The 12,283-nt window shown below is 43.0% G+C and carries 10 protein-coding genes; 9 read left to right on the forward strand and 1 reads right to left on the reverse strand.

The window, feature by feature from the left end; genetic code table 11:
• Window positions 1-51 precede the first annotated feature (51 nt).
• From nirB to JMX75_RS06955, 5 genes are all read left to right on the forward strand, one after another.
• Entirely contained in the window at window positions 52-2,661 is a 2,610-nt protein-coding gene (nirB, locus tag JMX75_RS06935) for a nitrite reductase large subunit NirB (RefSeq protein WP_201531720.1), read from the forward strand.
• A gap of 45 nt (window positions 2,662-2,706) precedes the next feature.
• Entirely contained in the window at window positions 2,707-3,114 is a 408-nt protein-coding gene (gene nirD / locus JMX75_RS06940) for a nitrite reductase small subunit NirD (RefSeq protein WP_201531721.1), read from the forward strand.
• A 126-nt stretch (window positions 3,115-3,240) separates the two neighbouring features.
• Window positions 3,241-3,903, forward strand: coding sequence for a hypothetical protein (locus JMX75_RS06945; RefSeq protein ID WP_201531723.1), 663 nt, complete (start codon window positions 3,241-3,243; stop codon window positions 3,901-3,903).
• A gap of 339 nt (window positions 3,904-4,242) precedes the next feature.
• The gene (locus JMX75_RS06950; RefSeq protein WP_201531725.1) at window positions 4,243-5,205 is read left to right on the forward strand and encodes an acyltransferase; all 963 of its coding nucleotides are present in this window, start codon (window positions 4,243-4,245) and stop codon (window positions 5,203-5,205) included.
• Window positions 5,206-5,362: 157 nt separating this feature from the next.
• Entirely contained in the window at window positions 5,363-5,722 is a 360-nt protein-coding gene (locus JMX75_RS06955; RefSeq protein WP_413786636.1) for a DUF3817 domain-containing protein, read from the forward strand.
• Window positions 5,723-5,741: 19 nt separating this feature from the next.
• On the opposite strand, the gene JMX75_RS06960 is transcribed toward JMX75_RS06955, so the two are convergent.
• The gene (locus JMX75_RS06960; protein ID WP_201531727.1) at window positions 5,742-6,794 is read right to left on the reverse strand and encodes a hypothetical protein; all 1,053 of its coding nucleotides are present in this window, start codon (window positions 6,792-6,794) and stop codon (window positions 5,742-5,744) included.
• Between the two features lie 225 nt (window positions 6,795-7,019).
• Between JMX75_RS06960 and JMX75_RS06965 the strand changes: the two genes are divergently transcribed.
• From JMX75_RS06965 to prpC, 4 genes are all read left to right on the forward strand, one after another.
• The gene (locus tag JMX75_RS06965; protein ID WP_201531729.1) at window positions 7,020-8,057 is read left to right on the forward strand and encodes a LysR family transcriptional regulator; all 1,038 of its coding nucleotides are present in this window, start codon (window positions 7,020-7,022) and stop codon (window positions 8,055-8,057) included.
• A 307-nt stretch (window positions 8,058-8,364) separates the two neighbouring features.
• Window positions 8,365-9,651, forward strand: a complete 1,287-nt coding sequence (locus JMX75_RS06970) for an NRAMP family divalent metal transporter (RefSeq protein ID WP_201531731.1) — start codon at window positions 8,365-8,367, stop codon at window positions 9,649-9,651.
• A gap of 372 nt (window positions 9,652-10,023) precedes the next feature.
• Window positions 10,024-10,914: a methylisocitrate lyase gene (gene prpB / locus JMX75_RS06975; RefSeq protein ID WP_201531733.1), complete on the forward strand. Its 891-nt coding sequence runs from the start codon at window positions 10,024-10,026 to the stop codon at window positions 10,912-10,914.
• A 115-nt stretch (window positions 10,915-11,029) separates the two neighbouring features.
• Window positions 11,030-12,157 (forward strand): 2-methylcitrate synthase, encoded by a 1,128-nt coding sequence (prpC, locus tag JMX75_RS06980; RefSeq protein ID WP_201531734.1) that lies wholly within the window; start codon window positions 11,030-11,032, stop codon window positions 12,155-12,157.
• Window positions 12,158-12,283: the final 126 nt, after the last annotated feature.

Consider the following 12,283-nt stretch of genomic DNA (forward strand, 5'->3'; position numbering starts at 1 on the left):
TGTAATTACTGTAAGCACTATTTAGACAAACCCATGACTAAGGATAATTACATGAGTAGCACTATAGTGAGTAAGGCAGGTAAAGCTAAGTTGGTGGTGATTGGTAACGGTATGGTCGGGCACCATTTCGTTGAGCGAGCCATAGAAAAAGGGTTACATGAGCAGTTTGAGATTCATGTGTTTGCTGAAGAAGACCGTCCCGCTTACGATCGGGTATATTTATCGAGCTACTTTGAACATAAAGATGTTAGTAAGCTCAACTTGGTTGATTTAAGCGCCTATGCATCTGCCCAGATTCAATTGCATCTGAACCAGCGTATTGTAGATATTGACACCACCAATCAATACATCATCACTGAAGCTGGCGAGCGGATTGAATATGGTGAGCTGGTGCTGGCGACAGGCTCCTATCCATTTGTACCGCCGATTTCAGGGCGTGAGCATGCACACTGTCATGTATATCGCACCATTGCTGATTTGGATGACATTCTTGCCATCGCTGAGCAACCAAAAGTAAAAAGAGGCGTGGTTGTGGGTGGAGGGTTACTCGGGCTTGAAGCAGCAAAAGCACTGGTCACCTTAGGACTAGAGACTTATGTGGTAGAGTTTGCTCCGCAATTGATGGGCGTACAGCTTGATGCGGCTGGCGGCGATATTTTAAAGCGAAAAATTGAGGCGCTTGGCGTCAAAGTATTGACTGGTAAGAATACTCAAGCCATTATTGATAATAGCGACGCCATACATAAAAACCTGAGCACCTTTAATGAGAATCCGTGCCAGCTGACCATGCAATTCACCGATGATACCTCGCTTGACACCGATATGATCGTCTTTAGTGCAGGTATTCGTCCGCAAGATGGCATTATCAAAAACAATCCTGAGTGCGGTATTGAGATAGGTGCACGAGGTGGTATTTTAATTGACGAAAAATGCCGCACCAATGCCGCGCATGTCTACGCTATCGGCGAATGCGCGGTGTGGGATAACCAAATATTTGGCTTAGTAGCACCAGGCTACAGCATGGCGAGTATTTGCGCGGCGCAAATCACAGGAGATCATTCGCAAACCTTTACGGGCGCTGATATGAGCACCAAGCTCAAACTCATGGGCGTGGATGTGGGTAGTATTGGCGACGCCCATGGCAAAAGCGCAGACAGTTTGAGCTATTTATATCAAAATCCTGCGACAGGTATCTATAAGAAACTGGTCACAACGTCTGATAATAAGCGCTTGCTTGGCGCGGTATTGGTTGGTGATACCGAAGACTATAATAATCTATTACAGCTATATCTCAACAATATCGACTTGCCTGCCCATCCTGAAAGCCTGATTTTACCTAACGTTGAAAAACCAACGATGGGTATAGAAAATTTACCAGATAGCGCCACGATTTGCTCATGCTACAACGTCACCAAAGGGGCTATTTGCGCGGCGGTTGAGAACGGTGCTTACTCCATTGCAGAAGTGAAGTCTTGTACCAGTGCAGGTACAGGCTGTGGTGGCTGTGCGCCTATGGTGAAAGACACTTTAAGCTATCAGTTAACGACCCTTGGGTTTGAGGTCAATAATGATTTATGTGAGCACTTTGCCTATACCCGTCAAGAGCTCTATAGCTTGATTCGTGTTCATGGTATTAGAACCTTTGATGCTCTGTTGGATGAGCATGGTAACGGTCATGGCTGTGAGATTTGCAAACCTACGGTCGCCTCCATCTTGGCCTCATGCTGGAATGATTATGTGCTTAAGCCTGAACTGACACCGTTGCAAGACAGCAATGACTATTATCTAGGCAATATCCAAAAAGACGGCACCTATTCTGTCGTACCTCGTGTGCCGGGTGGTGAAATCACCGCCGATAAGCTGATCATCCTTGGGCAAGTCGCTAAAGAATTTAATCTGTATACCAAAATCACAGGTGGTCAACGCGTGGATTTATTTGGCGCACGTCTAGACCAACTCCCTGATATCTGGACACAGTTGGTGCAAGCTGGCTTTGAGACTGGTCATGCTTATGGTAAGTCGTTGCGTACTGTTAAATCGTGTGTGGGTAATAACTGGTGTCGCTATGGTGTCGATGACAGTGTCGGCTTAGCATTAAGATTAGAAGACCGTTATAAAGGGGTGCGTTCACCGCATAAGATAAAAATGGGCGTGTCCGGATGTACGCGTGAGTGTGCGGAGGCACAAAGCAAGGACTTTGGCATTATCGCCACCGAAAATGGTTGGAATTTATTTGTCTGTGGTAATGGTGGTATGACCCCGCGTCATGGCGAGTTGTTTGCCACCGATCTTGATAGCGACACGGTCATCAAATACATCGACCGTATTATCATGTTTTATATAAAAACAGCAGATAAACTCCAGCGTACCTCAAAATGGCGCGAGAGCTTAGATGGCGGATTGGCGTATCTACAAGCGGTCATTATTGAAGACAGTTTGGGCATCGCTGATGAGCTAGAGGCGCAGATGCAACTGCTGATCGACAACTATGTGTGTGAGTGGAAAGCCACCATAACCGATAGCGAAAAGCTCAAACGTTTCCGTCACTTCGTCAATAGCGAGCAAGGAGATGACAACGTTGTCTTTGTCACCGAGCGCGAGCAGATCCGCCCCGCAACCGATACTGAAAAAACTCAAATCTTAGTGACCGAGCTGGCTTAATCAACGTTTAACACTTTCCGATCATATACGAATAAGGATCACCCAATGAACCAGTATACCGTTTGTAAATTAGAAGACATACTCCCTGAGACTGGTGTTTGCGCACTGATAGAGGGTAAACAAGTGGCAATTTTTCGCACTAAGGAGGCTAAGCTTTTTGCGCTTGATAACTATGACCCGTTTAGTCAGGCTAATGTATTATCTAGAGGGTTAATTGGAGGCACTACTGTTACCAACGATGCTGGCATTGATGAAGCGGTACTGTATGTGGCCTCCCCTATTTATAAGCAGAGATTTAACCTTGCCACCGGTCAATGCTTGGATGATACAAGTGTCACGCTTGCTACTTACCATGTTGAGCTTGATACCAGTCTTGAAGGTAATAATGTGGTGATAAAATATGATCAGTTAGAAGCGTCATCTACAACACTATTAGAAATGGAAGTTGTTTAAGGCGTAGCCGCCTTTTTAGCAAATTGAAACATGTAATTTACATTAAGATACTGAATAAAAAATTGTACTGGCATAATATTGGCGGTAAATATATTTCACTTAATGCCATTAAAAGGATCATAAATCATGTCTGACAAGTCTACTAATAACGATAACATTAAAAATGCCTTAGAGTCTCTTGAGAGTGCAGCGACAACGACTTCAAATGATGCGGTAACAGGCGTAGAAGTAGTAAAAGGTGATACTGTCGTTTATGAAGACGGTGATTTTGAAGATTACAATGCTGACAAAGACTATGAGGTTGATGAAGAAACTAAGTCTGGCAAGGATGATGAGTCCAATAAAGACGATCAAGATGACAATTCTGCCAAAGAAGATAAGCACAGTACGACGATAGCCAACATCTATCAATGGGCTTCTAAGCTCAAAGATGACTTTATTTCTGACAAAAAAGAAGCGAAATCTGACGAAGAGGATAAGTCTGATTCTGAAAATGAAGACAAGCATGAGGACAAGCATAGTGCGACGATAGCTAATATCTATCAATGGGCTGCTAAGCTTAAAGAGGATTTTACGTCTGAAGCTTCTAATATGACGCTTGACGTTTCTGAAAAAGCGGTTGCTATTATGCTTAACAGACTTTTGGATGCCAAAACTGCCGAGTTAGAAGCTTTTGATAAGAAAGTGGCAGACTCTGAAGGATCGGTAGACAATGCAGAAGAAGAGCGTAGTAGGATTGCTGAGAAAAAAGACAAATACCAAGGTATGATTGACCAGCTACAAGGCTGATTGGTACTTTGAGTAATTGGTCTTATTGATCCAGTGTTAAGTATTTAGCACTGGATTTTTTTTGTTTTTGGCTTGTCGTGAGATCAAGAGTGTTAGTGTCGATCATCGATTGTAAACCCTCTAAATATTAACGGTAAATTATAAACCTAGTTTGATATAAAAATAAATCAAATACGATTGACGTCTATTAGCTATTAGTTATCAGCTACTAGGTATATCCACGACTAACGGTGAAATGTAAAGCCAAACCAATTACGTAAACACGCCTATCGATTTCTGCTAGTATTATGCCACTACGTTACTAACCACTTATAATATGTAAGGTTAAGAGGATTTAACATGCGATTCAAATCATTCGTTCAAAAACTACATGAACGCAATCCTAAACTTGGCAAAATCGCTTCGCTGACCACCGCGACAGGCGTTATTACTTTTAATAGTATGTTGGCAGGTCCTCCTGTATGGATTATGGGTGCAGCCAAAGCTGTTACTGGTGCAGCGATTGCTGATAAAGCGGTCATTGATGTGACCAATTATTGGATTAACAGCAATAACGCGATGATCGATAACATTTTGCCGGATAAAGACTGGCGTATCAGCCTACCTGATGATATCCATACCGAAGGCAAGTATTTATTGGTAAGTAATCACCAATCATGGGTTGATACCAGTATCGTGCAATATATTAGTGAAAAGCGTTTGCCATTGACGCGATTTTTTACCAAGTTTGAGCTGATATATATTCCAGTCATTGGTCAAGCTTTCTATTTTCTCGATTTTCCAATGATGCGTCGACACTCTAAAGAGGCGATTGCGAAAAATCCTGCCTTAAAAGGCAAAGATATCGAAGAAGCAAAACGCGCTTGTGCATTGCTGAAAGACAAGCCTTTTACACTGTTAAATTATCTAGAAGGCACCCGTTTTACCACCGTAAAACGGGATAAGCAGCAATCGCCCTATACGCATTTACTTAAACCAAGAGCAGGCGGCTTGTCGCTAGCGATTAGTGCGCTTGGCGAAGACATCGATGGTATTTTAGATATGACCATCGTCTATCCTGATGGTGTGCCGACATATGGCGACTTATGGAAAGGCAATATCAAGCGTCTGGGCGTCGATGTCAGACATATTAAGATGCCTGATGACTTATTTGCCAGTGTTCAAAATGGCGGCTATGAGACTGATGAGGCGATAAAAGCAGAAATGTTTGATTGGGTTGAGCAAGTTTGGCAGCAAAAAGATCAGCTCATTACTAAGATGCTTGCTGAATTTGAAAGTAAGCCCCCTGCCCTTGATGCTTAGCTAGCAAGCTTTTTAACTTAATCTGTTTTATTTGCACATATATTGACCGTTCTATGGGTTTTTTCACTAAAGGCAATAATAGCAACCTACGGCTGCTATTATTGCTTACCTCGTTAAACGACCATACCTTATATGTCGATGATAAAAGGAAAATACAGTGCCACAGGCTCAGCCAATGTTTGAACCCGCCTCTAATCTTACAACAGAACAAAATACAGTATTAAAAACGCTTACGACGATAGGTTATCTAGAAGGCACCTCGTTTTTACTGTTGCTCTGCATCGCTATGCCACTAAAGTACATGATGGACATTCCAGAAGGGGTAAAATATATCGGTATGGCTCACGGTGGCTTATTCATCGCCTATATTGTTGTACTCATGGGCACAGCCGTCAAGATAAAAATGCCTATATGGGCGATCCCTGCCGGCGTGCTTGGCTCGTTCTTACCATTTGGTCCGTTCATATTTGACCATTGGTTAAAAAATAGCCTAAAGAAAAGCAAGAAAGTTATTTAAGACAAGAGTTTTTATGACGCTAATCATTGGTTTCACGATATAGCGTGTTTTGTGACTCTTCTCTAAAATCTTCGTATGTGATGGCAGGCTCGGATTTTGGCGCACTAACAGCTGCTTCATTTTCCTTATTCGTCATGTCCGTTTCAGGCTTGGGGTTTGATGATTTGGCAGGGTCAGAGTCACTGGGCACTTCAATGACAGCAGGTGGCGTATTAGCCTCTACCACAACATTCTTCTCAGTGGTGTTTATTTCAGTGTCAGTAGCTGTTTGTTTGGTGACCGGGCTTGTCTGAGTCGCGTTTTTATTAATAGGCGTGCCAGCTTCATTTAACGCTGTAGACGTAGTACCGGTGGACAAGAAACCAGTCGCAATTAACGTGAATACAGCACCAGAAATCATGAGTGAGCCAAGCACCATACCTATAATAAGTGGCTTTTTACTACTCTTCTGCGTTTGTATTGATTTTACCGCTTTCTTTTTTTTCGATTTTTTGAGGGGTAAGGTTATCAAAGATGCAGTGCTGATAGGTTCATCAATATAAGCGCTATCATTTACCTCAGTATCTTCATCTTCATCTTTAACTGTAGAAGCTGCGTTATCAGTCACCTCTGTTGTCATTAAAGGGTGTATAACCTTCTCATCTTCATCAGAGAAGTCTAAGCTTACCGATGTGCTCGCGTTATCAGATATCTGTAACCCTGCTGTATTTTCCACATTATCTTGCTCTTGGCTGCCAAATAACTCTAGTTCTGCTGCACTTAGTGGCTCATAGGATGACAGCTTGTCAGCGTTTTTAAGCGGTTGTAATATGTGCGGCTGAACAGGACTGTCCAGTAGACTTGCCCTAAGACCGGCATCAGTCTCATCATAAGCATCAGTATTGGTGACAGTTGGCTCGCTCTCATTTTCTGTATTTTCAATAGTACTTTCAATAGTCTCTGCGCTTTCAACACGAGTGATATAACGCTCATAGATATTATGTTTACGATTACGCAGTCGTGGCTTCGTATTAGCGATTTTTGCTAAGTTTGCCTCTAAATCGGCGCTTTGCTTGTCTTTTTTGTCGCTCATGAAGTGATACCAAACCAGTTTATGCCACGAAACCGTAGATGACTGCTAGAATGAAGGGTAAAAATTATTAGTTTGCTAAAGTGTAACGCTATCGTTAATAAACAATATAGAGTGTCAACTCGTATGCTTCAAGCATAATTTTCTAGTTTTGCTGTTATTGATATAAAATACAGTAGTATCCGCTTCATCAATCGACATGATATTACAGATAAATGAGCATAAAACATGGATTTAAAGCAGCTCAATGCGTTTATTGCCGTTGCCGAGCTTAGGAGCTTTAGCGCAGCCGCTACCAAAATCGGATTGTCACAGCCCAGTCTAAGCCGTTTGCTCAAGCAACTTGAGACAGATATGGGCGTGATGCTGGTTGACCGTTATCACAGACCGCTACATTTAACAGAAGCTGGCACGTTCTTTTACGATAAAATCAGTACCATACTGACAGAAGTCGATACGGTTGTTGGTATGACCCAGCGCTTATCTGCCCCTAGCAGCGCATTAAATATCGGTTTTGTACCCTCTATACTGTATGGGTTGCTACCTGAGATTATCGCCAGACTGAAGCAGTCCAATCCTGAGATTGACGTCAACCTAAAGGACATCAGCTCCTATCAGCAAATGGATGCGCTCAAATCTGGTGACATCGATATTGGTTTTGGACGCTTTGCCCATCAAGACCCATGGATACAGCAAATACTGTTACGCCATGAGCGCTATGTCGTTGCCCTCCCCAAAGCCCATCCGCTTGCCAATGTGCGCGAGCAACGCTTGATCGATTTGGCCAATAACCGCCTGATTCTCTATCATCAAACCCACTTGCCTGTATCTACAGTGCCAGAAACAATGCCAGAAACGGTATCAAGCACAGGGACTCCTAAAACCTTGGGGCAGAATAAGAAAAATAATACGAGCCATCATCAAGCCTCTACTGTTGAGCAGATAACAGAGCCTTTACTATATTTATTTGCACAGTACGGCATCTCTCCATTTATGACCACCACCGTCAGTGACTTGCAAGTGGCACTCGGGTTAGTAGCGGCGGGCGAAGGCATCACCTTAGTCCCTGCCAGCTTAAAAACGGTGCGTACGGAGCAGATCAGCTATCAGCGCCTCATCCACGAAAACGTCACCTCACCTATTTATCTGCATACACTTAAGGATTTTGTGCATCCTCATATTCCTGACTTATTGCGTGCGACTTATCATGTCTACGAGCAGCGCGGCATTACTTACCGCCGGCAAAAATTTGAATCTCAGCGCTAAATTATCAGATATTGAGTCATAATTGTGGTATAAAGAAGCCCGAAAAAATAGCCATTGATAAATCTTGATATTTATATTTAATTATGCTAACTATCAGGAATGGCTATGCAAAAAATAAGTAATAATTATATAAATAATCATTCTACTAAACCAGATTGGTGTGCTAAAGTCGATACAAGGCAAATCGTTTTAAGAAACAGTACTCATAAACAGTACTAATAAATAGTATTAAGCGATGCGCTCATGATCATTGGCAAACTGACACAGGTAAGTGATGATTTGCCGTTTTAACCATTTCGAGGTAAGCATGACCACACAACCACTCAATAACCCAAGTGCCACAGGCGATACTCTCTCCGCGCAGCAAGAAGGCTTTAGCTGGCGAATCTTTGGTCCCGGTATTCTGATGGCGACTGCTGCTATTGGCGGCTCGCATCTGATTTCATCGACACAGGCTGGCGCGTTATATGGCTGGCAGCTGGCGATTATGATTATATTAGCCAACGTCTTTAAGTATCCGTTCTTCCGCTTTGCCACCGATTATGTCTACGACACTGGCGAGAGCTTAATCGCAGGCTATGCCAAACGCTCAAAAGCCTATCTCTGGATTTATTTTATCCTATCTATTTTATCGGCGGTGATTAGTACGGGGGCTGTGACATTGCTTGCGGCAGTGATATTGGGCTTTATGCTGCCCGCATCTGTAGGACTATCAAGTATTGCCTTAGCGGTCATCATCGTTGCGGTATGTTGGTTTTTTCTGATTGCTGGTCATTATAAGTTGCTTGACGGCGTGACTAAATGGATTATGATTGCGCTCGTATCCGCAACCGTGTTAGCGGTGATGATTGCTGCTGGTAAGCCGACGGTTATGGTGGCGGATTTTGTCCCTGCCTCTCCTTGGAACTTGGCGACTTTAGGGTTTATTGTGGCTCTTATGGGTTGGATGCCAGCACCACTTGAGTTCGCTGCCATCACCTCGATGTGGACATCAGCCAAGAGAAAAGCGGACAATACCACTCACCGTCAGGGCTTACTGGATTTTAATGTCGGTTTCTTAGTTTCCGCTATTTTAGCCTTGTTCTTTTTAGCGTTGGGCGTTTTCGTGCAATATGGCTCAGGTCAAGAGATTCAAACCGCAGGTGTCGCTTATATTGATCAGCTTATCAATATGTATACCGCCACTATCGGTGAATGGTCAAGACTACTGGTCGCCTTTGTCGCCTTTATGTGTATGTTTGGCACCACTATTACCTGTGCAGATGGCTATGGACGTGCCAATGCCGAATGCTGGCGCTTACTAAAAAGTGAAGACGAGATTAATAAAAAGCAAATCGCCTTTTGGACCACTTATGCTATTGGTGGCGGTCTTTTGATTATTAGCTTCTTTGCAGGTCAATTAGGCGCTATGCTGAAGTTTGCGATGATATCGGCCTTTATATCCGCGCCTATCTTTGGTTGGTTAAACTATTCGCTCGTGAAAAACCATAAAAAGCTATCAGCCGGTATGAACGCCTATTCGATTGCAGGGCTTGTATTCTTAGGTGGCTTTACCTTGTTATTCCTAGCTAGCCTTGCAGGTATTATTGGTTAAAAATAAAGGTTAGCCAATCTAGCTAATAATAGACTCGATAGAGTAAAAGCCCTTTTAGCCAGACTAAGAGGGCTTTTTTGTGGACAACGACAAAACGCTTATAAATATAATTGTAACTAGATGTAAATATCTAATAAGAAGAAATGCAGCGTTTGATACGTTATGAATACTAATGGAGACAAACCTCTAATTAATGGATAGCAGTATCCATAAAATAAATATTATTAATATATTTAATTTATGAATTTAATTTATATTAAGAGTTGAATGAAAATCCCGCTTTGTAGTCCTGAATAATTGGTTATAATCAAGCACAACGATTGAATCGCGAATGATAACGACAAGATCTTCCCTCCACGTAAGGACCACGACATGACCCTATCAGCTGGCGCTCGCTTTCGCAGTGCAATGAAACAAAAAAATGATAATAATCAACCGCTACAGATTGCTGGCGCGATTAACGCTTATACAGCAATGATGGCAACTCAAGTTGGTCATCAAGCCTTATATCTCTCTGGTGCTGGCGTGGCCAATGCCTCATTTGGCTTGCCAGACTTGGGTATGACTAGCCTTGATAACGTCTTAGAAGATGCGCGCCGTATTACCGATGCGGTTGATACGCCATTATTGGTTGATATTGACACCGGTTTTGGTGGTGCATTTAATATTGCTCAAACCATTCGTAAAATGGAAAAAGCCGGTGTGGCGGCGGTTCATATCGAAGACCAAGTGGCGCAAAAGCGTTGTGGTCATCGTCCAAATAAAGAAATCGTTAGTATCTCAGAAATGGTTGATCGCCTAAAAGCGGCACTTGATGCCAAGACGGACAAAGATTTTGTGGTGATGGCACGTACCGACGCCCTATCTGTCGAAGGTCTTGATGCAGCGGTTGAGCGCGCGGTTGCTTTTCAAGAAGCTGGTGCTGATATGATTTTTGCCGAAGCACTCACTGATATTGAGATGTACCGTAAGTTTACCGATGTGCTTGATATTCCAGTCCTAGCTAATATGACCGAATTTGGTCAGACCGATCTATATACCACCGAGCAGTTATACGCGGTGGGTGTCGATATGGTGCTTTATCCGTTGTCAGCCTTCCGTGCGATGAACAAAGCGGCATTAAACGTATATCAGCATCTATTGACTGATGGCACACAAGAAAAAGTTGTTGACACCATGCAAACCCGTATGGAGCTGTATGACTTCTTAAACTATCATGAGTTTGAACAAACGCTAGACAAGTTATTTGCAGATAATAAGTAGTTTTAGCGGTTAAAAGCGTTGGTTTTTCTAGCAATGAGGATGTCAACGCAGTATTTGATATTTGCAGTACCTTTATCTTTTATCCAACACAAGCTACCAACAAAAGGAATTTATCATGGCAGCACAAAAAGAACTTTCGGGCGCAGGTCTTCGTGGTCAAGTAGCAGGTAAGACGGCTCTATCTACCGTTGGTAAATCAGGCTCAGGTCTGACTTATCGTGGTTATGATGTCTCAGAATTGGCAGACAAGTGCATCTTTGAGGAAGTGGCTTATATGTTGCTATACGGCAACTTACCTACCCAAAGTGAGCTTGATGCTTATCAAACTAAATTGAAAGGTTTACGTGGCTTACCACAAGCATTAAAAGATGTGCTTGAGCGTATTCCTGCGGACGCCCATCCGATGGACGTATTACGTACCGGTTGCTCGATGCTTGGTAACCTTGAGATGGAAACTGACTTCTCACAAGAGAACGATAAAACCGACCGTATGCTGGCGGTTTTCCCATCAATCATCAATTACTGGTATCGCTTCAGCCACGACAACGTGCGTATCGAAACTGAAACTGATGACGATACCATTGGCGGTCATTTCTTACATCTGCTAAAAGGTGAAAAACCAAACGAGCTACATACTAAGGTAATGAACGTCTCACTGATTCTTTATGCAGAGCACGAGTTTAACGCCTCAACCTTTACCGCTCGCGTTTGTGCATCTACTTTATCTGACATTCATTCTTGTATCACTGGCGCGATTGGCTCATTACGCGGTCATTTGCATGGCGGCGCCAACGAAGCGGCGATGGATATGATTGAAGGCTTTACTTCTCCTGATCAAGCAGAGTCTGAGATGATGGCAATGCTAGCGCGTAAAGATAAGATTATGGGCTTTGGTCATGCTATCTATAGCGAATCAGATCCACGTAATGTCGTGATTAAAGGTTGGGCTGAAAAACTGGCAGCAGATGTTGGTGATGAAGTGCTATACCCAGTATCAGTACGCTGTGAAGAAGTCATGTGGCGCGAGAAGAAGTTGTTCTGTAATGCTGATTTTTTCCATGCGTCTGCCTATCACTTTATGGGTATTCCAACCAAACTGTTCACGCCAATCTTTGTTTGCTCGCGTCTAACAGGCTGGGCAGCACACGTGTTTGAGCAACGTGCCAATAACCGTATCATTCGCCCAAGTGCGGAATATACCGGTGAAGAGCTGCGCCCAGTACCAGAGATGAGTGCGCGTTAATCCATATATATTTACTATCTCGCATAAATACTTATGTGAGATAGGCGGTTTAACTGCTAAACATATACAACAATTTAGTAGTTAAACCTTTTCTTAATAACCTCACTGTCTTTTTAACCGTATTTT

This window comes from Psychrobacter sp. LFX-11D (genome assembly GCF_904846475.1).
GTDB lineage: Bacteria > Pseudomonadota > Gammaproteobacteria > Pseudomonadales > Moraxellaceae > Psychrobacter > Psychrobacter cryohalolentis.

Excerpts from the sequence above, each read along its gene's own strand:
- nirD (WP_201531721.1), top strand. The coding sequence starts at position 2,707 with ATGAACCAGTATACCGTTTGTAAATTAGAAGACATACTCCCTGAGACT.
- prpC (WP_201531734.1), top strand. The coding sequence starts at position 11,030 with ATGGCAGCACAAAAAGAACTTTCGGGCGCAGGTCTTCGTGGTCAAGTA.
- prpB (WP_201531733.1), top strand. The coding sequence starts at position 10,024 with ATGACCCTATCAGCTGGCGCTCGCTTTCGCAGTGCAATGAAACAAAAA.
- JMX75_RS06960 (WP_201531727.1), bottom strand. The coding sequence starts at position 6,794 with ATGAGCGACAAAAAAGACAAGCAAAGCGCCGATTTAGAGGCAAACTTA.
- nirB (WP_201531720.1), top strand. The coding sequence starts at position 52 with ATGAGTAGCACTATAGTGAGTAAGGCAGGTAAAGCTAAGTTGGTGGTG.
- JMX75_RS06970 (WP_201531731.1), top strand. The coding sequence starts at position 8,365 with ATGACCACACAACCACTCAATAACCCAAGTGCCACAGGCGATACTCTC.
- JMX75_RS06950 (WP_201531725.1), top strand. The coding sequence starts at position 4,243 with ATGCGATTCAAATCATTCGTTCAAAAACTACATGAACGCAATCCTAAA.
- JMX75_RS06945 (WP_201531723.1), top strand. The coding sequence starts at position 3,241 with ATGTCTGACAAGTCTACTAATAACGATAACATTAAAAATGCCTTAGAG.
- JMX75_RS06965 (WP_201531729.1), top strand. The coding sequence starts at position 7,020 with ATGGATTTAAAGCAGCTCAATGCGTTTATTGCCGTTGCCGAGCTTAGG.